Genomic DNA, 22,683 nt, shown 5'->3' on the forward strand with positions numbered 1-22,683 from the left:
ATCGCGTACGACAATGCGCAGGTTATGCCAAACCATGCTAGGCACTGGGCTCTCTGGATTGGTGTAACCCGTATCCTGCGGTGGCAAGCCCTTGTCGGTCAGGGCGATGGTCACGTCATAGACACCGCTTGCGGTCGGCGCCGGCGTCCACTCCAGCGCGGCCTGGCCGTACTGAGGCTGGAGCACGAGCTTGGCCCCGCTGGGCAGGCCGTCGGTCGACCAAGTCAGGGCATCCTGATCAAGGTCGCCGGCGAGCAGCGCAACCGTGAGCGGTTGGCCCGCCAAGGCCACTACCTGCTTCGGTGCAACGATGATCGGTGCTTCGCTGGTGCTCTTGACGGTCAATACGAAGCTCTTGGCTTCGGCGAGCACCTGGTTGATATCGCCATCACCATCATCTCGGGCAGAGACCGTAATGATGTAATCACCACGATCGCCAGCCCTTGGTGCGAAGCGAAGCACACCGCTTGGCTTGCTCGGATCGGCAGACGGATTTTGGGTGTAGGTGGCAAAGCGGGACAAGCCACTGAAGGTGAGTTCGACCGGGTTGCCATCGACGTCGACCGCACTGATCGGTATTTCCAGCACTGCGCCCTTGTCGACGAAGGCATTCTGGATGTCGCCGACCATCGGGGCACGGTTGGCGTTGGTGACGACGATGGGCAGAGTCAAATGGCTGATCGCGGGCGTTCCCGTGCCGTCGCCTTCATCGGTTGCCGTCACCGTGACGGAGTAGATGCCGGCCTGGGCATAGCCTGGCGTCCAGACGATTTCCATTGTCTCGGCATCGAAGCTGGCACCCTCCGGCAGGCCGCTGACTTCGTAGCTGACAGTGGGCGCCGTCGTCTCCGGACCGCTTGCTGGGGCTGCCGGATTGAAACGCACCTTCGGCTCGAAAGACGGATTGTCGGGATCGAACGCGAATACGCTGATGCGCAGAGGTTGGCCTTCGAGTACCTGCCAGGTTTCGGCGGCATCGAAGATGGGCGCGCCATTGGCGTTTATGACATCGAGGACGATTTCGCGCGTCACCGTGGTGGTGGTGACTTCGCCATCCGGGGCCGTCCAGGTTGCGATGAGCAGGACCGGAACCTTGTAGCTGCCATGCTGGGCAAAGCTTGGTGTCCATTCGAACCAGCCGGTTTCCGAATTGAGCGTCGCGCCGCCTGGCAACCATGGGCAGGCGTATTCGAGCGAGGCCGTGGTTCCATCCGCTTGCGTCAATCCGCCGGGTACGCTGCCCGAGAGTTGCAGAGCAAACTTGTCGCCTTCGCGCAGCGTCTGTTGGGCAACCGCCTGCAGCACGGGGGCCGGGTAGGCCTGCTCAACGGTCAGGTTGAAGCGCTGGCTGACGATGCGCTTGCCGTCGCTTGCGATGACCGTGACGTTTTCATAGATGCCGGCCTGATCGTAGCCCGGTACCCAGCTCAGCAGACCGGTCGATGCATCGAAGATCGCCCCGGAGGGCAGGTTCTTGACGGTCACGGTCAGCGTATCGCCGTCGGCATCGGCTGCAGCTATGGGCAGACTGAGGATTTCGCCTTCCTTGAGCGTGATGTCGCCTTGTGAGCTGACGACCGGTGCATAGTTGCCTCCGGCCACGGCGATCTGGTAGTGGCGGTAGGCGATGCCACCGCGACTGTCCTGCACGCGGACGAGGATTTCGGTGGCGGCGTCGGCATTGGCAGTCGGCGTCCAGACCAGCGTCGCACGGTTGTGATAACCGTCCGCCTCGGAAGTCACTTCGCCGGATGGGGTCAGCGTCACACCCGCCGGCGCCTGTACCAGTTGCCAGTAGAAGAGCGTGCCGTCGGAATCGATGGCCTCGATGTCGGCACTCCAGGCTTGGCCGACCATGGCGGGCGGCAATTCGTAAGCGGCAGCGCTGGCCGTGTCGGCAACCCCAACCACAGTGAGCTGCGGCGGCAGATTGTCTTGCGGATAGGCATAGACGCCGTGACCGAGGTTGGCCTTGGCCAGATCGGCAAGCCCTGCCTTGGGTGCAAACAGGCTGAGCGGAACGATCGTGACCGTCTGGTCCGCCAAGATGGCGCCCACGGCGAGGCTGCCGCCGAGCCCCTGCAACGCGGCGGTCAGATCGAGACCCCACAGGCCGGACTGTTCACCGCCACTAGCGTTGGCCCCGTCGACTTCGCCGCCAAAATAACGGCCCGGATCCAGGAGCAGCATCATCGGCCCCTTGAGGTCGTCGACGCCGATATTGGTCACGCTGACGTCGTAACTCACGGAGCCGGTCGCGCGGTCGGCACGGGTCCGGGTGAAGTCGAGACGCAATTGGGCGCTCATATCGTTGAGTGCCGTGAAAGTGCTGATGTAAGCCTGCTCCAGCGGCACTTCGGCGCTGCTCTCCAGCCGGCTTTGGATCTCCAGCTGGTACTGGCCGGCCTCGAGCCCGGCGACGTCGAGCCAGGCGGTACGGGTCGCAGCGTCCCAGGTGACGGCTTCCGGGTTCACAACGGCACCGCCATTGGCACCGAGTACCGTGAGGCCGTAGTTGGCCGGATTGAGCACACTGCCAAGGTCGTCCGCGTCGCCGACCCACATGGCCAGGTCGAAGACCACGCCGATGCGGTTCATGGGCAGCGGTACGAGAGCACCGTCGGGGACGGTGACGGCCTGGACCGTCGGGGCGCGATGCGGGGCAATTTCGTCGATGCGGCCGGTTTCGGCCACCAGGATGCGGCCGTCGCTGGTGGTGACGATAGACTCTCCACGGGTACCACCGGCCGCGACCTGCAGGACGCGCCGGCTGGCGAGCTCGATCATCCAGACCGAGGACTGGTGCGGCGTCTCCCCTGCTCCGTCGACCATGGGGCGCTGCTTGAGGTTGGTGGAGGCGACGAGCAGGCCTTCGAGCGGCGTGCCGGCCACGCCGAAACTGATGCTGTCGACGAGACCCGAGAGACGATATTCCAGCTCGGCGCGGCCGACTGTACGTCCGCTCATGGGGAAGCTGACGATGTCGGTGGTGGCGTCGAGCGCTGCACCGGCGATGCTAGTGCCGGTCCATTTTACTCCCCACAGACGGCCGTCCGGGCCGAAGGCGAGATCCCCGACGCGCTGGTTGCTGAAATGCTTCCAAGCCTTGGCGGGATTAGTCTCGGCCGGGTTGAAGATTTCGATGCCATTGCCCGACGAGGCGTAGATCTCTCCGGTCTGCGGGTGGATGGCGAGCGCATGGGTGAGCGGATCGGCACCGGGTCCTTTGAGACGCTGAAGAATGGCCCCGCTGTCGGCATCAACCTGGAGGAGTTCGGCGCCGGTCATGATCCAGAGCTGACCGACGGCATCGACCGCCATGTCGAGCACGGGCGCATCGAGAGCGAAGAGCAGCGTGATGCTGTGGCCGCCCTTCTTGTCGTAGCGATAGACCTCATTGCGTTGCGCCCCGGCGCTCGCGAGGATTGCCTGGTCGGGCAGCTCCACCAAGGCCTGGGCGCCGATATCGGCGTCGCTCGCGGCATAGCCGTCGGCGAAGCCGCGCAGGGTGAAGGGCGAAAGAACCGTACGCAGATCGCTCGTCTGGTAGGTAGCGACCCAGCCCGGCAGCTGCTGGGTGGATTGCTCGAAGAGGGCATTGGCCGCATAGCTACGGTCGGCGGGCGCGAGCGGCGTCCCGGCGGTCTGGGTGACCGTCTCGTTGACGCCCAGCGCGTCGAGCACGTCCTGGCGCGCGCCGTCGTCCGGCAGCACGGCGTTGGCAACCGAGGCGGCCTCGCGGTTGCCGGCCTTGTCGGTGGCGACGGCGAGGAATTCGTAGTGCTTGCCGGCCCCGCCGGTGAATACGGCCTGGGTGATATCGGGGCCGACCTGGCGCTGCCAGATCTTGAAGTCGCCGCCCTCCTCGGCCACGTAAACAGTCACCGACTTGATGCCGCTGGCGTCGTCCGTGGCGCGCCACTGAACGTCGAACATGGTCGCACCTTGGGCGTCGTTGCCCAGCGAGGTGACCTTGAGCGTGGTCTGCGGCGCTTTGGCATCGAGCTTGACCGAAATGACATCGCTATCGATGGGCGGGGCCGCGTCGAGGAGGATGCGGGCCGACGCGGTGATTTCCGCGCCGGACACCACCGTATCGGCCGAGCGGATCGTGTAGCTGACGAAGCCGCGCTTCTGCTGCTCGGCGTCGGTCTGGCTGGCATCGGCGGACCTGGCGAGGAGCCCCTGGGTGGCATCGGGCATGACTTCGCCGGTATCCGGGTCGATGGCCTGCAGGAGCCAGGTGGCAACGCCGGTGGAGGCATCGACGCCGGCGCTGACGCGCAGGACGAAGCCCTTGCTCGCGGTGAAGTCGAAGTCACCCTGGAAATTGGCCTTGTCGGTCGGCAAGTGAACGTTGATATCGCCGATCTTCAGATCGCCCAGACGCAATGAGCGCGGGTCGAGGTTGGCGTCGAGCTGGGTGACGATGCGCAGCTGGCCGGCCGGCGTCTCGGTCGGATTGCTGAAGGAGACCGTGTAGGGCAACGCGGTATCGGCCGGGACGTAGCTGTTGCCGTCATCCCCCAAAACCGCCTGCGGTCCGCGCACGCTGACGAGCGCATTGGCGGCGACATTCTGCTGGGCGGCCTGCTGGAGGTATTGGGTGAGGTTGAGGGTCTGCCCGGCGACCGGATTGAACTCCTGGTCGAGTACGCCAATGTGGCGCAAGTACTCGAGTTCGGTCCGGCTGCCGGCGAAGATGTTGAAATTAATGAAATGGGTATCGTGGCTGGCATTCAGCTCGAACGCTTCCGGCTCAGCCATGACCGGGACTGGGATTTCTACCGAGCCGCCCTCCCCGTCCTCGCGGACCTCGATGTAGTCGACCATGGCCTTGGCGGCGTCCGGGTCACCGGCATACTTCGCGGTGTCGCCATACCATGCCTGGACCTTGGCAAAGAAGCCGAGGATGTCGGCCTGGGTGCGGTAGCTGTCGCCCCCCTTGCCGAGCAGGATGCCCGTGGCTAGCGTGGCGTTGAGGCTGAGTACTTCCGGGTTGTCGCGGATGGGCGGAGCCTCGTCGAGCGGACGCAACAATCCCGCAGCTTCCAGCGCACCAAGCCAGCCGCTCACCCATTGGCCTTCGTCGGCTGCAAGTGTGGCAAGCGCCGAAGGCGCCGTCGTGTCGGCCAGAATGGCACTGCGTAGCTTCTTGGCATGCGCGCTCTGGTCGGCAACGAACTCGTCGCGAGCCAGCGGCGTCGCCGCTCCGACCACGTTGAAACGGAAGGGCATGGCCAGGTTTTCGAGTTTGGTGACATGCACTTCCGGATCCTTCGACTGGAATTTCGCCGCCAGGCCTTCGGCGATCTTGTCGAGGTCCTGCACACCGCCGTCGAGGAGCCCCTGCGCCTTCCAGTCGGGTCGGACGGCATAGAGTTTGTCGCGCAAGCCCTCGAAGTCGTAGGCCAGCCACTCGGCCAGGCCGGGGTAGGTCTGGATGTTGAAGCTCATGCCGACAAAGGCGCCGGCCGGCACGTCGAAGGCATAGCCCGGGGCAAGATTGAAGCCAAAGGTGTCCTGCACGCCGTCCAGACGCGCCCAGGGAATGTCGGAACGCGGGGTGCCATCGCTCGGCGTCACACCGTAGTGCTGAGTATTGCCGGCGGCATCGACGGTGCGGCCGTCCGGTTGCCCGGCCACATTGCTGCCAAAGACGACGTACGGCAGGTTGAGGCCGTCCAGCACATTGGCGCTGTAGCCCATTTCCGGAGCGCCGAAGTCGAAGCGCACATAGGGCGTATCCACATTGGTGAGGCTTTGTAGGGAGACGCTGTAAAGGGCATTCTCGCCCGGATTGAGACTGCGTGCGCCCCCGATGCCGATGGTGACGTCGGCTTCGATGCCGCGCTCGACGAGGTAGCGCTGCGCCTCGGTGACATGCTGGCCGTCCGGGTTGAGGACGGTGACGTCGTAGAGACCGTGAGGCAGCTTGCGCAGATCGAAGATGGCCCGGATATGGGTGGCATCCAGGACTTGCCAGCGCTCCGGCTCGGCTTCGAAGACGCCGGGACGGGACAGCTTGACCAGCGCGCCGGCTTTGAAATGGGCGCCGTAGATGTCGAGGGTGACCCAGCGGTGATCCTCATCGCCGGTACCGCCCTGGTCCGGGGTGATCCTGGTGATCGACAGCGGCAGCAGATCGGCGCGCAGGGTCACCGACGAATCGGCTGATCCCTGGCGGGCGCGCACGAGAATGTAGTAGTCGCCGGCCCAGGTACTGCCGATGACTGCTTGTTGGTCGGTGGCGACCGGGTTGCCGTAGGCGGCGTCGAAGACGTAGCCGGTCGGGATGTCGCCGTAGCGGATGTAGAGTTCGTTGCTACCTTCCGCGGCCACCGCGTCCAGGCTCACCCGGAGGGTTTCGCCAGCGGCGACGCTGACTTTGTAGAGACGCGCCTCGCCGGAACCGAGCGTGGTCGCCTGCGGGCTGGCCACCTGTAGCTCAGGCACCGTCACCTGCATGGTGGCACCGGAAGCGGTCCGGTTGTTTGCCTCGCCCGGCGGCAGGCTCAGACCGCTGGCGGTATAGGTGATCGTGCCTTCGAAGACCTCGTTGTAGAGGTCGGGCCGGACGATGATGCGCCAGTTGCCGTCCTTGAGCGGAGGCAGTTTGGCGGTCAGGGCACTGCTGTAGCTACTACCGCCGTCAAGATCGCCGACATGCTCGACCTTGCCGATGAGAATATCGCCCAGATCCCAGGCGTTGTCGGCGGAAAGGTAAAGCGCATCGGTCCAGCGCCCGTAGGCGATATTGATGGAGTCGTTGGTGATCGTGTAGTCGATGCGGATCTCATCGCCGACCTTGGCACTTGAGGGAAGCATCACGTTGGTGACCTTGAGGTCGGCCGGTGGCGGGACCTCGACGAGGATGGGCTGCACGGTAGCAGTGGCGTTGTTCAGGTCCCTGCCGAACTCGCGAACCTTGCCGTATTCGTCCGTGCCCCATGCGCGGGCCGGATCGGTGACGACGAAGAGGTAGTACGCACCCTCGAGGTTCTTCGGTACCGTCACCGTCAGGCTGGCATCGTAGCCTGCGCCACCCGCCAGTGCCCCTTTATGCTGGATGTAGCCGAGATAGCGGTCCTGGTTGACGTCGAGGAAACGGTCCTTGGAGAGGTAAACCAGATCGTTCCATGTCGCCTGGTCGCTGGGGGTGTCGCCCCCCGAGTTGACGACCTGGTAGCTGACGGTAAAGGTCTGGCCGGCCAGCGCACTGGCGGGGGCCGTGACCGCCGTCACCTGCAGGTCGGGCGGCGTGGCCAGGGTAATGGGCAAGTCGATGGCGGTAACGTTGTTGCCTTCGTCCTGGAATTCCGGAATGGCGCCGGACGGATCGCCGAGTCGTGCGAGCCCGGGCAGTCCATCGCGGATGGTGCTGCGCTCTTGGCCCCATGGGTCCTTGAAGAGTGGCGTATCGGTCCTGACGATGATCCGGAAGTCGCCGCTGATCGATTCCGGCAGCTTGAACGTGGCCGAGGCGGTATAGGACTCGCCGGGTTTCAGGTACTTGGGTTCGCTGTTCTCGCGGAAGCTGATGTTCTTCGCCTTGACCAGCGCTTCGACCTGCGAGCCCCGATCGACGAGCGGATAATCGCCGTAATCCAGGGAACCGTCGCGGGACAGATATACGCCGTCATACCAGCTGTTGATGCGGGTTTCCCGCGTGCCACGGTTGCTCACTGCCCAAGTGACGGTGACCGTCTGGCCCGAGTGCGGGCTGGGGTCGGACACCGCAATGGTGTCGACTTGGAGGTCGGGCTCGCGGTAGGTGATCTCGAGGTTACCGCGCGCGATGTTGTTGTCGTTGCGGGCGCCTTCATAGGCCGTACCCGGCATGTCGCCGCCGGTGTGGAAGTCCTTCGCGTCAGTGTTGTCTCCCCCGGACAGAAGCTCACGCTTGGCTCGGCCCTTTCCGGAGGAAGCGACGTTATTCTCGTCGTCGGTGATGACGTAGAGGTAGTACGGGCCGTCGGTTCCCGCCGGCAGGCGGACCTTGGCCGAGGTCGTGTAGCTTCCGCCGGACGCCAGACCGTCCACGTTGGCGTGGACGAAGGTGCCCAGCGGCGTGGCGCGATCGGGAATGAAGTTCGGGTCGCGGCTCAGATAGACCGCGTCGACCCAACTGCGGGTACCCGCCCAGACCGCTCCGCCGAAGTTGGTGACCGTCCAGGTGATGGTGGTTTGCTCGCCGGAGAAATTCGCCGGTTCGGTGCGGATATCGGTGACCTGCAGGTCGGCAGGCTGCGCGGTAACGATGGAAGACGCGGCACGGTTGTTGTTGCCCTCATCCGACTCGCCGACACGGCTGGCGGTATCGCTGCGGACCACGATGTAGCGGCCCTTCACCGAAGGCGCCAGCTGAATGGTCTGGGAGACGCTGTAACGCTCGCCGTTGCCCAGCGTCCGCGTCTGCTGGTAGTCGCCCAGCTTCCAGACCTCCCGCGCGGCGCTCCAGTCCGGGTTGTCGGTGATGTAGACGGAATCGGTCCAGCTACCCTCGAAGACGTCGCCGCGGTTCTGCACCGTGTAGCCGAAGGTGTAACTGCCGCCGGCTTCCGCCGTATCGGGCGCGACCACGTTGCTGACCACCAGATCCGGCGGCGTGATACCGAGCACGCTGATCGGCCGGGCCTTGTAATTGTTGTTGTCGACCTGGGTCGCATCGTCCGGGTTGATGTTGGATGCCAGGGTGTCCTCGAGGAGGACATCGTAGGTGTCGCTCCACACCGTGATGTGGTATTGGCCGGACAGGACGTTGTCGGGAATCGCGACCTGCGCGGTCCCGAGATAGTCTTCGCCGACACCGAGGTTGCCGACGTGGGTGAAGGACCCGAGCAGGATGTCGCCCTTGTAGGCGCCCGGGCGACGCTTGTCGCGCGTCAGCCAGACGGTGTCGGTCCAGGTGTTGAGCGCGGCCTCATCGCCTCGCGTGGTCGCACTGCCCAGGTTCGCCACCTTGTAGCGCACCTCAATGCTGGCACCATGAACAGCCTGGTCGGGTGCGACGATATCACTCGTGACGAGATCGCCAAACGGGACCGGGTCGATGTAGAAATGTGCGGCCCGGACATTGTTGGCCTCGTTGGGGTATTCGTCGATGTTATGGTTGCCATCGGCAACGACGATGAGATACGCATCGCCGCGGTAGCGGATGGGGATCTCCACCATCGCGGTTTCGTTGGCATACGCCTCGCTCGGCGCCAACGCCGCCCCGTTCTGGAACTGGCCGACCAAGCGGTCATCGCCACTCAGGGTGGCGTCCAGCGACAGGTAGACCTTGTCGGTCCAGCGGCCGCTGGTCGCCAGCGCCCCCATGTTGCTGATCGTATAGCGGATACCCGCTGCCGTGCCGGCAGTCACGTGCTCAGGCAAGCTGACGGCACTGACACGCAGATCCGGCCGGTCGAGCATGCTGACTTCGGTACTCTCGGCAGAGATAAAAGTATTGTTAGTGCGGGCCGCGCCATGCTCATACACTTGGCTACCGCTGGCACCGAGATTGGCGTTGGTGATGACCTGGACCCGGTACAGACCTTCGATCTTGGCGGGGAGACGCACCTGCTCGGTGCGGGTGTAGCGGATGCCGGACTCGAGGCCACGGTCGTAGGTGAAGCTGCCGAGAGAGACCGCGCTGCCGCTGCCGTCTACCGGGACCAGCCAGACGGTATCCACCCAGAGCCCTATCGCCGCAGCCTCACCCTGGTTGACCACCGTCCAGGAGACGTCGATCAGCGCACCCTCCTGTGCCGTGGCCGGCAGGGAGACAGTCTCCACGGCCAAGTCCGGCGACGCGGACAGCGTGATGGGGACGGCTGCCGAACTACCGGTGTTGTTGTCGCCGAACACGAACTCGAACGGACCGCCCGTACGGACATTGAGGTAATAGTTACCCTCGATTCCCTCGGGCAAGGTGAGGTCGAGGCTGCGGCTGTAGCGGTCGCCCACGGCCAGTTGGCCGATGTGGCGCGCCGAACCGAAGGATGCCACCACGTCGCTGCCATCCGCGTTGCGGCTCAGCCAGACGTTGTCTGGCCAGTCCGCCGTATTGGTGATCCCGATGCCGTTGTTGACCACCTCCCAGGTGACACGCAGCGGCCTTCCGCTGGCAGCGCTCCCTTCGGCAACCACCGAGGCGACCTGCAGGTCGGCATAGGGAATGGGCATCACATCCACGCCATGGGACAGCCGCCCGACGTTGTTGACTTCGGAGTAATCCTCGAAGACGTCGCCCTTAGCGTCGGAGACGACGAAGAGCTTGTAGCGGGCCGAAGTGCCCGGCGGCAACAGGATGCGCTCGCTGCGGCCGTACGACTCGCCAGCGGCCAGCGCGCCGTCGTGCCAGTATTCGCCAACCGTCAGGTCATCGCCATTGCCGAGCGTGTCGTCCTGGGACAGGATCACGCGATCGGCCCAGGCGGCACTGCGACCGACCCCGGTTCCCTGGTTGATGACGGTCCAACTGACGTCCAGCGGGGCGGGGTCACTGATGATGCGCTCCGGCGCCTCGACTTGCGTCACCGCCAAATCGGCGTAGGGCGCCAAGTCGACCGACAGGTGCCCGGCGGTCTGGTTGTCGCTGCGGTTGGCGTCGTCGAGCACGCGATTGACGTCAGTGATCACCAGGATGTCGTATTCGCCGCGGTACTCGAGCGGGAGTTCGAAGTTGGCGCTCGCCGTGTAGCCGGCGCCGGCGGCCAGTCCGCCGGCATGCACCATCTCGGCGAACTTGCGTTGCATCCCACCCTGCACCAGGTAGACGGCATCGACCCAGTTTCCGGGCGCAGCAGCGCCGCGGTTGCTGACCGTCCATTCGAGGTGAAGCGTGCTGCCGGACTGCACCAGTCCCGGCCCACGGACCTCCGTCACCGCCAGATCGACGCGCGACACATGCACGGTGGCCGTCGAGGCGGCTTGATTGTTGACCTCGCCGTTGCGCTCATAGAGGGTGTCGTCCGCATCGGTCTTGACCACCCAGCGGAAATCACCTTCCTGGAACCCGAATGGCAGGGTAAAGGAAGCGCTGCGGGACAGGCTGGCGCCCGCCGCCAGCGGATCGCTATTGAGAAGGTTGGCGAGCTCGTACAGCCCCTGCGCGCCGTGATCGATGTAAATGCGGTCGCTCCAGGCGCGGGTAGTGGCAGCACTACCCTGATTGGACACCGTGTAGGTGACGGTGGCGGTTTCCCCGGGGCGCAGGCTCGTCGGGCCGCTCACGTCGGCCACCGTCAGGTCCGGCACCGGCGCCAGGCCCACGCGCAACTTGGCCACGCTGCTCCGGGAATTGTTGCTTGTACGACCGAGTTCGGTCACCGAGTGGTTGTTGTTGGTGTCGACGATAACGTAGTACTCGCCGCTCAGATCCCGCGGTAGGGTGATGGTGGCCCGCCCGATATAGCCTTGTCCCGGCGACAGCAGGCCGGCATGGGTCACGGAACCGGCCAGGACGATGTCGTCGCCGCCGAGGTTATCGTCCGAGGAGAGCACGACGCGGTCGCTCCACAAGGCCAGATCGGTCGTGGCGTTGCCGTCGTTCCTCACTTCCCAGGTGACCAGGATGTTCTCTCCGCTCTGCGCCGTCTCCGGAACGCTCAGCGAAATGAGGTTGAGGTCGGCATAGGCTGCAGCCAGATCGATAGCACGGGCGGAACTGACGTTGTCGACCCGGGTGTCGGGCTCGAGCACCTCGGTGCCGGTATCGGTCTTGACACCCAGGTAATAGCGCCCTTCGGGACGTACGGGTATCCGGATGGTCGCGCTCTGGGCGTACGAGCCGCCCTGCGCCAAACCGCCGCTATGGCGAAGGGTGCCGATCACGACATCGTCGGCATTGCCGATGATGGCGTCGTTGCTGAAGACGATCTGATCGTTCCAGTCGACCGCGGTATCGGCTTGTCCATGGTTGGCCACGGTCCAGCTGACCGTGACCGGCTCCCCGCCCACCCCGGTCGATGACGCACTGAGGCTGTCGATGCGCAAATCCGCGTAGGGAACCGCCGCCGCCGTAGTGCTGGTAGTGGTGCTGTTGTTGGTTTCGGCGTCGTTCGTGAGGTTAGTTTCGAACAGCACGTCGAGCCCAGCCGCATTCTGGTCGGTCGTCACCGTGATGCCGATCTCCCCCGTGCCCTTGAGGCCGTAGGGCAAGCGAAAGGTGAAACTGCGCTGGCGCGAGTGTCCAGGCTGTATGGCGCCAAGGACCTGGCCATCGACGATCTGTTGAGGATCGTAGGCGAGGCTGGTGTCGAGCAGGACCAGGTTGGCGGCAGTGTTCCGGACGACGATCCGGTCGTCGAATGCGCTGCCGGTGGCGCTGCTACCAAGGTTCCAGTCTTCCCAATGGATGGCCACCAGCCCACCAGCCTGGATATTACCGCTCTCGACGCGCAGGTTACGGATCTGCAGATCGGGGCCAGCAATACGGAAGACTTCGGCGAGATTGTTGCTTTCGCCGCGGCCCGAATCGTTAGCCTCCACAATATCGCCAGCACTGTCGGCCAAAATGCGGATCGCGAAGCGCCCGGACGAAGACAGCCCGGTCGGCCAGGTGAATTGCGCGCTGCGGGTCCGGCGTTCGCCGATATCCAGCGGACCCGCTGAGAGGTCATCGCGCAGGGTCGATACGGCCACCACTTCGTTGGTGGACAAGTTGCGCACCTCGACCCGTTCGCTCCAGGCCTGATCGACGGCCTTGGTTCCCTGGTTGAAAGCCGTCCAGATGACGCCGACCATCTCCCCCGGCTGGTAGTCGCCGTCGGGCGTCAGCGTAAGGCCTTCCACGACCAGATCGGCGTATGGCGCCAGGCTCACCGCGACCTCGACGGTCGCGGCGTTGTTGCTCTCGCTCGTGCCCGTGGCGTTGCCTTCGCGGATGACGTTGTCGGCATCGGTGAGGACAGTAAAGCCCAGGCGGCCTGCCGCCCAGGAGCCTGCGGGCAGTTGCAGCGTGGCGCTAAACGAGCGACTCTCGCCGGCCGCGATATCACCTGCCAGCGCAGCATCGTACGGAACGGTGAGATTGGCGACCAATGCGCCGGTATCCAGGTTGCGCACCACTACGCGGTCGCTCCACTTCCCGCTGGCAGGCTGCACGCCGCGGTTCTCGACCACCCAGCGGATGTTGACCACTTGGCCGGTCAAGAGGGTCTCGGCAGGATCGAGGACGACACTGTTGACTGCCAGATCGGGAGCCGGACGAATCACCACGGTGTCCAAGACGACAGGTGGATTGTTCGGGACCTTGACGACGTTGAAAGACACGTTGGCCTGCGGCCTGCTCTCGGTATTCCTGCCCTCCACCATCAGGGTGTAGGTGCCGGTCATGGCCAATGCCGTCGGCTCCTGGTCGTATCCCGTGAAAACATTACGATAACGGTATCGTCCCAAGGCCGAGTCCCAATAGGAACTGGTTCCAGCCCAGCCCATATTGGCCTTGCTGAAGACTGCCCGGCCCAACGGATCCAGCAGGGTCCATTGCGGCACGGCCTGGCTGACCGTGGTGTCTAACAGCGCTGATTGAGTCGCCAGGGCATCGAAGTAATAGCGCTCTCCCGCTACTGCGTCGAAAGTAAAGAGTTGTGCCCCGTTGGACGGGGTCACGACAGTACTGACCGGCGTGCCGGGTACCACCCTGGTCGCCCCGGTTTGATCCAAGATGCGGAAGGAATACGAGCCTGGGGTCGCCCCGGTATTGTTGAGAAACAGCGAATAGTCCCCGGCCGGCAGTTGGCCGCCGAAGTCATTGATATAGCGATGGACTCCGGTGACGGGGTCGTACACGTAATTGTCGTTGCTCGCTATCTTCTGATCGAACACCACAGCGTCGCCGCGTTGCAGGCGCCACAAGAGATTCGTGTTGATGCCGAGATTGTCGAAGACCAACATTGCCGCCTGGGCGAGGTGCAGTTGGTAGCGCTCGATGGCCCCTGCCGCCAGCGAACCACTCGCCGTGGAATTGAGCGCCACCAATCCCTTATCTTCTGGGCGAATAAGGTTGAAGGAATAGTCTTGAGCCGAGAACGTATTGTTGTAGCCTTCGACCGCCAACAGGTAGGTCCCTGTCTTGGCCAAACGTACCGCGTCCTGGTTGCCAAGACTCGAGACGTCGAACACTTGCTTTCCTTCGGGATCGATCAGGCGCCAGTATCCCGAGATCGACTGCAGTCCTCGAAAGTAGTAGCTGTCACCTGTCGTCGCATCGAAACGATACAGTTTGGTGGAGTTGCCCGGAGCGAGCGTCCCGCTGACCGGCGTTCCCGGCGTGAGCGCCTCTGCACCGGCCTGGGTCAGCACACGGAACTGGTAGGGCACTGAGTACCAATAGTAGCTACTGAACACACGCAACGTGTAATCGCCAGCGACCAGCATCGGTATGGGATCGCGGCCGTTTCGATGCAAGCTACCGGAGAAGACCTGACCGTCGATACCGGTCAGCGTCCAATAGGCATAATAGTCCGCAGAGCCAGCCGAACTCGACTTGTAGGCGTCAAAGAGTAGGCTTGCCGGTTGATCGAGGTGGATCTTGTAGCTGGTCGGCGAATAGTAGGATGCAATGCCGCTGTAAGGCGTCTCGAATGCTATCCGGTTCAGACTGGCGGCGAAGGCATAGGTTACAGCCGACGTGTTGGCGGACGTGCCGTCGATCAGGAGGTAATACTGGCCGGAACCCTGATAGTTGAAGCTGACGCGGCTGCTGTTTTCACCGGCATTACCGCTAGCCAGGAGCGCCCCGCTCTGGCTGAACAGGTGCCAGCGAACATCCGCCGAGCTCGCGCCGTAGGACACGAATTCGAAGCTGTCCTCGGACAAAGCGTCGAACCGGTAGATCCGGGTGCTGGTGCCGGAGTCCAGTTCTCCATCTATGCGGGTGTCGGAGTCGATGGCGACTGCGCTTGAGGCCAGATTTGCCAACTGGAAGGCAAAGGTATCAGGGAACGCTGTATCCGACACAAAGCTCAGCGTATACGTGCCGGGAGCGGTGATGGATATCAGCTTACCGCTGGTGCTGTCGAGGCCCCCCGAGGCGACTTGGTTATCCTGCGCGTCAATAACGGACCAGCGTCCACTGGGCGCGTCGAACACGTCCAGCCACAGCAGGCTGCTGCGGGCCACAGCGAAATGATAGCGGCGGGTGCCATCCTCACCCAGCGCATCATTGACCTTCGATCCGTCCGTCAGCAGCCAAGCCTCATGCTCCTGAGCACGGGTCGCCGTCAAGGTATAGCCTAGGCCTTCGGCCTGGGCCGGGTCGCCATCGACCACAACCAGGTAGTCTCCCGCCTGGTTGCCCGTACCGAACTCCGCTCCCGCCTCGGGCAAGGCCGGAGCGGCGACGACGTTGCCACAAGTGTCGAAGATCGTCACGCGGCCATCGGCCCCGGCGCCCGTGACCGCCACGTACCACTGTTGGCCCGCTTGAACGGACAGTTTGAATACCCCCGCGCCCAGGGGGAATAGCGTTCCTGTAGTCGGTACGCCATCTCTCAGCTCACTGGCCGCCGCCGTGTCGAGCAGGCGGAAGGCATAGCTTCCCGGTACGCTGGACGATCCGCTATTCCCAGCTATCACCAAGCGATAGCTTCCCGCATCCAGCTCCAGAAGGGCCGGATTGACGAAGCTCTTGGCGAAGCCGAGGTTCGTTCCCTTTCCGTCCGTGAGCATCCAGGACACCTGGCTGCTCGCAAGACCATCCAGTAACAAGCGCTTATCTTTGTCGAGCGTGAAAGTCCAGGTATCGGTGGCCTGCCCGGCATCAAGGCTGGCCTGATTCGCAGCGTCCAGCGTCAGGGCTTGCTCGTGGTTGCGCGTTAGCAGCGCTTTGAAGCTCAGATCGAGCGACGTTTGCGCAGCAGCACCGGCTTGCACGACCAAGTAATAGCGGCCCGGCGTGCTCAAGCGCTGGCTGTAATCGTAGCGGCTGTCTTGGCGGAACAACCGGTTGCCCTGCACATCGAGCAGGAATATCTGCACTGCGGAATACCCGGCGAGGCTGCCGAAGCTGTAGCTGAAGAAATCATCCGTGCGGCTGTCGAAGGCGAAAACCCGCGTGCGGCTTTCCGGCGCCAGCGCCAGCGTTTGTGGTCCGGGCAGGCCGTCGGCCGCTGTTGCATTGACATCGATGAGACGGAATCCGAAGCTTCCAACGGAGTTGCTGTTGGAATACACGCGCAAGGTATAGGTGCCCGCGCTGGCAGCGCGGGCCAGCACACCGTCCAAATTGAACCTGGTGCCATACTGGACGATTCCGGACGGCCCACTCAGCTCCCAGGCCAAATCGCTGCTATTGGTATGGCTTTCGAAAAGCAGCGTCGTTGGTTCGACGACATCGAAGGTGTAGCGGTTTTCCTGTACCGGCTGCTCCAACGCATCGGCAACGGTGCTGCCGAGCGCGAGCGAAGCGGTCTTGATCTCGAGCCGGCGCAATGCGACATCGTATTGGGTCGCCTCCTGGTTCCGGTCACCCAGCACCAGATAGTACGCTCCCTCCGCCAGAGTGAAACGGGCGGAGTCTCGGTCGGTATACCCGCTGCCGCGTACTTGGCCCTTGGCGTCGTAAAGCCTCCAGCTCGTGAAGGGATTCTCATTGCCGAGCGCATCAAAAACCAGTTCGGATGCGGTGGCCAGGTCGAAACGGCGATAGGCCTGTGCCCGATCACCCGCGAGCGAGAGGTGCACGGGTGAATCGAGATCAATGGTCGCGACTGACGCCAGATCGGTAAGACGGAAATGGAAAAGCCCCGTGCTCAAGTCGTTGGCCGCGACCACAAAGTCATAATCGCCCGCCGGCAGGTCGAAGAATCGCGGACTATTTCCGAATCCATAACTGCTCGCTTCGGCGCCGCGCGGGCCAGACAGGCTCCAGTTGAAACTCGATCCATCCCAGGCATCGACCAGGATCCGCATCGGTTCGGCCAGCGTGAAGCTGTACTTCACGGCTTCAGCTGGATCGGTGATTGAATCCTCGATATCCTGATTCGGAGTCAAGGCCGCGATCGAGGTGTACCTCGGGATCAGGTTGAACTTGACGTAACGCGGTGCCGTAGCCGGTGAATACGAAGACAGGGTGTTTGGATAAAGGGCCAGGAGATATTCGCCATTGGCAGTCAACTGAATATCAGGACGGTCATAATATGTGTAACCGCTGTTGATGACTCGACCGAAGGGATCGATCAGCGACCAGCTACAGGACTCGTTGGTACCGTAGTAACTGTTTTGTCCATCGAAGTAATAGCGCTCTCCCGCATTCGCGTTGAAGCGATAAAGGCGGGTTTCGCCCACCGGAATAGTGTCGTTGACCGCACTGCCGGGAAACAGGCTCACTGCAGCGTCCCGGTTCAACACCCTGAACTGGTAGCCGGCTGCGCTATCTGTTGTATTGCGCAGGAGCAAGGAGTATTTGCCCGGCAGCAAAGCGTTGCTCGACAGTGCGTCGGCAGTCAAGGTCCTCCATCCGCTCACGGTACCTTGTGGTCCCCGCAGCAACCACTGCACATTACCTGCATTCTCGAGGGTAGTGTCCAGCGCGTCGAATACCATCGTCTCGGTACGATCCAGGATGAAGCTATACTCCGGCAAACTTTGGCGTCCACCGAGCGAACCACTGGCCTGGTCGTTGAAGATAAGCGGAGTTGTCGTACGATCCTGCTCGCTGAGGGTAAAGGTGACGTTGCTGCTGCCGGTTGCGTAGTAGTAGCTTTCATTCAGCAGCGTGTAGGTCCCGGCGCTGACTATCGCGTAGGTATTGCCCTGATTGTCGCCATTGATCGGCGAAACCTTGCGGCCATAGGGATCGATCAAACTCCAGAAGGAGCCATAGTTGGTATCGCTCCAGTTCAAGATCAACGTGCTGTCCGCCGCTGCCTCGATCCTATAACCCAGCGTGGCGTTGCTAGGTGAGCGCGAAGCCGTAGTCTGCTGTCCCAGCACGAGTTCCGGAAACGCCTTGGTATCGAGCAAGCGGAAAGCATAAGCTCCGTTGTTCGACATCCAGCCGGAGTAGGCCGCCCCCTTGACGGTAAGCGCGTAGTCGCCGGCGGGCAAACTGAAAACCGGGTAGCCATAGTTAGCATCGCTGCTATAGAGTTGCTGATGATTCACCTCAGAACTGCGCGGTCCGACCAGGGACCAGATCGCACTGCTGCTACTCTGGTTCTGAGTGTCCATGATCAGCAACGTATCGGCGTCCAGAGTGAACCGGTAGATCTTCGTGGCATCCCACGTTGCCAGCGTACCGGCCACGACCATGCCGAATGACAAAGCATCCCCTTCCGGCAGCACGGGCTGCGCTTCGGTGCCCATGGCATTGAGCTGAACGTTGAAGACGACAGGCACCGTGTTGCCCGACTGCCCCTCGACCAGGAGGGTGTAAACGCCTCCGGTCGTCAGGGTCAGCGCGGTAAGGTTGGAGGCGAGATTATTCGCCCCGGCCACATCGCGCCCATAGCGATCTATCAATCGCCAGGTGGCAGTGCCCCCAGTCATGCTGTTGGCTTGGAAAGCAAGTTTGTCGCCTGCCACCACGCTAAAGCGATAGGTCCGAGTCGAACTCCCCGGGGTGAGCGTGCCGGCAAGTGGCGTATCCAAGCTCAGGGGCTCAGCGGTTGCGAGGTCGGTGAGCCGGAACACATAAACACCTGTCGCCCCGCCGGAGCCCCGGACTGCGAGCCGATAGCTTCCCGCCGGGAGATTCAGGATGCTCAAGCCATTGGCCACATCGCTCCGGTCGAAACGGCGCGACGACACTTCGCTGCCGCGCGGCCCAGAGAGCGACCAGACCAAGTCCGATCGACTGGTCTGTGCGTCGAAGACCAGTTGCGTCGCAACCGCGAGATCGAATGCGTAGACAGTTGTTTGGCCCGCTATATCTACGCTGCCCGAGACGACATTGCCCAGGGTCAGTGCCGCAGTGAGATTCGGTACTTTGTTGATCGCAAACTGGTAGTGGACCGTCGTATTGGCGGCGTTGCTGTCGGCGCCTTCCAGTACCAGCCAGTAGTCACCGCTGGCCCCCACCGCCACTGGCCCAACAGGGGACATCAGCGCGCTGCTGGCCACTTGGACGCCATAGGGATCCACCAGGCGCCAGGCAAGGGCCCCACCGCTCAGGGAGCGGCCGTCCAAGTAGATCTGCTCGCCCTCAAGCAGACCAAGCTTATAGATCCGCGAGCCGCGCGAATTGTCCAGAGAATCCGTCACAACGGCGCCCGGCTGCAGTGTTTGCGCAGCCTCGCCGCTCAGCAATCTGAACGGGAACGAGCCCGTGGTTGCCAATCCATACGGGTCAACCGATAAAGTGTAATTGCCGGACGGCAACAATAGGCGACCCAAACCGCCTGCGTAGCTTGACGCGGCATTGGCTGCCCACATTCTCGCTACCTTGACGCCTTCAGGACCAGTCAATGACCAGTAGAAGTTCGCATTGGTCAGCCTGTCGAACAGGACGGGGGTATCCTCTTCCAGATGAAAAGTGAAGTTCGCTACCTTCCCAGGCTGGTCGATGTTGGCGGTCACTTCGGTATTTAGTTCGATCAACTCCGTGCTGTCGACAACCGTACACAGGTTGAAGTGGTAACTAAGCGGGGAAATGTTGCTCCCACTGCCCTCGACCACCACCAAGTATTCGCCGCTGCGCTGCAAAGAGAAAACATCCCGGTCGCTTGAGAGACCATAGGTCCCTCCCTCCTGCCGACCGTAGGGATCGATCAGGCGCCAGTCCGCCGCCCCGCCCGAAACCGTGCCAGCCTTGAAATAGAGCTTGTCCCCAGCCGTTGCGGTGAAGCGATAGAGGGCCGATTTGTTGCCACCATCCAGTGTGCCGCTGACCTCTGTGTCCGGCACCAGATCGGCTGCGGCATCCACATCAATGATCCGCAGGGAATAGTCGCCAATGGCGTCGTTCTGCCCATCCACCGTGATCCGGTAGTTACCGGGTGCCAACTCGAAAGCAGGAGACTGTGCGTAGTAATCGGTGCTGCCGAAATTGCGGTTGGTGACCTGCCCCGACGGTCCCTCTAGCGTCCAGTTCAGATCACTGCGGTTGGTCAGGCTGTCGAAAACCACCCGGCGCGATTCTTCTACCAAGAACTCATACTGATTCTTTTCACCCGGAGCGGAAAGTGTGCCATTGACGGAAAGCGCCGCCGGGTTGACTTCACCGGATAAGAGCACGCGCGGCTCGAGTGCTTCAAAGCGAATGGCTGGCCCGGCTATCTCGATATTTTTGCTGGCCGAATGAGCGGTGCTCGGCTCATGTGCGAGCCCCTTGCGCCCCGCCCCAAACATTCGTCTCAAGATCGACGTGAGCGGTGAAAGAGCAGGATAGTCGCCGGAATTCAAGCGGTTGATTTTCTCGATAGACTTACGCACAGCAGCTCCATGCAAAAATATCTTTCCGTGCTCGGCACGACGAAGACTTGAAAAGACTTCAGCGAAGCAATCCAACGTCCATCGGGATCATTTGCTTGTTGATATAACCTCCCACCTGGGGCGGCTATTTCCCTCGTTCTGCTAGAACACCAGGAAAAGTGGTCTTGCAGGTAACTCCTGCCGGAACTTCCAAATTCGGATTGGGCAGCTCGAGCAGCACTACAAACGTGCCGCTGGCTGCATCTATCAAGCGATCAATGGATTTGACTTTCGCTAGGTAGCGGCCCTGAAGCGGGATTTCTGGCAACACCTCCACGGCCATTTCTGGTGTGACTTTGCCAAAGGCATCCTTGGGCAACACTACTCGAACATGCAGGGGATCGAGTTGGGCTACCCGCAAAATCGCTCGCTTGTTGCCCCCTGGTTCGACGACCTCCCCCGGGAACGCCAGCTGATCAACGACCACACCATCGAACGGGCTTCGGATCGTGCGCAAGTTGAGAAGACTGCTTTGCTGCTGATGCTCAAGCTTGGCAAGCTGACGATTCTCCATCGCCACTTTTAGCTCAGCCTCGGCCAGACGCAATTCGGCCTCGGCATCGTCGCTTTCTTGCGCCGAGATCAACTGGTCGTGCGCCATGGCTCGTCGCCGACTGAACTCCCTCTTGGAGAACTCGATCTTGCTTCGTGCCATGCTTGTTGGGCCCGACTGTTCGGACTTGAAGCGGGCTAACTCGGTTGCTGCGACGTCAGCGCTCGATTCGAATTTTGCGAGTATCTGTCCTTTGGCGACTCTGTCTGCACGCCTCACCAACACCGTGTCCAGCAAGCCTGTCATCGGGCTGGCCAACTCTACGGTTTGGTAGGGTTCAATGAGGCAGTCAAATCCAAAGGCAGGCGACGCGACGACACCAGACAAGAGCAGAAATCCGACAATGCCTGTCGAAAGAAATGTTTTTGTCCAACGGGATGGCTCACTGTAATCAAATGCTTTAAAACAGTCAGCTATTTGCAACGGCCGGCATAGCCTACGCTTACTAAACGCCGCTCGGATCACATGGCAGCAGGAAAAAATCTCACTGAATCCATCCAACCTCAATGCTTCCTATTACAGCCAAGACTTGCCTCTCAATATCTCTTTTATCAAGAGGAATACGTCTCAATGCTGAAAGTTAAATATTAAAATCTGTCCGCAACATGAACGAAAATTTACTTTTAACTTTTACTTCACGCCAGCCAGCCAGCCAGCCAGCCAGCCAGCCAGCCAGCCAGCCAATTGTAAATTGATTCCAAATCACGCTAATAGTGTAGTGCATTGAATGCGTTATACTGTGTGCTCCATCTCAAAATCTATTCCTCCCTAATCTTACTGTGGGCGGCCGCAAAATCTGAGTGCACACCTGACCGTTTCGATAAGGTGTCGCGATGTCTTATTACGAACTCAGCGTTGCAGAACGCGCTACGATCCAGATCCGTCTCTCGAATAACCTGAGTCAACGCAAAATTGCTCAGCTCCTGAACCACAGCCCCCACCATCGGTCGCGATGGTCCACCGTAATCGTAGTGTGCATGACCGATACATCACCTATGAAGCCCAGCCCTTTCAAGGTCTTTTGCTTTTCGAGGCTTTGATGAGGTGGTCGCTGGAGACATAGGCACTGCTCTTCGCCGGGTTCAGCACCTTCTGGACGATCCTGGCGTTTCACCTGGCCAGCCCAGCAAGACTCCAAAGACAGAGGCAAACATGAGTGATTTCCACGTCTACGAACCCCGGCATGACCATGGCCTGAAGCACGACCCGCTCGAATGCCATCGTCGGTCCCAGGCCGATCGGCTGGATTTCTTCCCTGGGCATCGGCGGTACTGGCAACCTCGCTCCGTACAGCTTCTTCAATGCCTTCAACTACATGCCACCGATCATCGGCTTTGCCAGTATCGGGTGGAAGATAGCGTCCGTAACATCGAGGCCACTCGCGAATTCGTCTGGAACCTCGCACCCCGGCCGCTGGCCGAGGTGAACCGCCCCGGTTTTTTCGGAGGCTCCAACCTTTGAGAGGATGGAGCCATGAAGACAGCAACGAAGTATTCTCCTGAAGTCCGGCAACGGGCGGTTCGCATGGTGCTCGAGCATCAGGACGAGCACGAGTCGCAGTGGGCGGCGATCCACTCCATCGCGGCGAAGATCGGTTGCACGGCCGAAACGCTGCGCCGCTGGGTAAGGCAGGCCGAACGCGATACCGGACTTCGTGAGGGGCAGACGACGCCCGAGCGTGAACGGATCAAGGCGCTCGAACGGGAAGTGCGTGAACTGCGACAGGC

At 61.9% G+C, this 22,683-nt stretch carries 4 protein-coding genes and 1 pseudogene (1 of these 5 only partly in view); 3 read left to right on the forward strand and 2 right to left on the reverse strand.

The genetic code is table 11. The annotated features are described in order from the left end of the window. On the reverse strand, positions 1–20,364 hold the 5' portion of the coding sequence (locus tag BMY22_RS16360) for a tandem-95 repeat protein (RefSeq protein ID WP_143068516.1). 13,896 nt of this gene lie to the left of the window's left edge; only the first 20,364 of its 34,260 coding nucleotides appear in the window; it begins with the start codon at positions 20,362–20,364; the stop codon falls past the left edge of the window. A gap of 124 nt (positions 20,365–20,488) precedes the next feature. Further along, complete coding sequence (locus BMY22_RS16365; protein ID WP_208599312.1) at positions 20,489–21,457, reverse strand: efflux RND transporter periplasmic adaptor subunit; 969 nt, start codon at positions 21,455–21,457, stop codon at positions 20,489–20,491. A 332-nt stretch (positions 21,458–21,789) separates the two neighbouring features. Here BMY22_RS16365 and BMY22_RS25395 point away from each other — a divergent pair, with 332 nt between their 5' ends. The 3 genes and pseudogenes from BMY22_RS25395 to BMY22_RS16380 all read left to right on the forward strand — a co-directional run. Beyond that, the gene (locus BMY22_RS25395; RefSeq protein ID WP_090623875.1) at positions 21,790–21,996 is read left to right on the forward strand and encodes a helix-turn-helix domain-containing protein; all 207 of its coding nucleotides are present in this window, start codon (positions 21,790–21,792) and stop codon (positions 21,994–21,996) included. 112 nt (positions 21,997–22,108) lie between these two features. Beyond that, positions 22,109–22,378 (forward strand): annotated as a pseudogene (locus BMY22_RS16375) (flavin reductase family protein); the annotation flags it as partial. A gap of 51 nt (positions 22,379–22,429) precedes the next feature. After that, positions 22,430–22,683, forward strand: a 254-nt coding sequence (locus tag BMY22_RS16380) for a transposase (RefSeq protein WP_139211124.1), incomplete at its 3' end; no start/stop codon positions are given.

Source organism: Azotobacter beijerinckii (assembly GCF_900110885.1).
Lineage (GTDB): Bacteria > Pseudomonadota > Gammaproteobacteria > Pseudomonadales > Pseudomonadaceae > Azotobacter > Azotobacter beijerinckii.

What these genes read in the sequence shown, in the direction of transcription:
- BMY22_RS25395 (WP_090623875.1), top strand. Translation starts at nt 21,790, where the DNA reads ATGTCTTATTACGAACTCAGCGTTGCAGAACGCGCTACGATCCAGATC.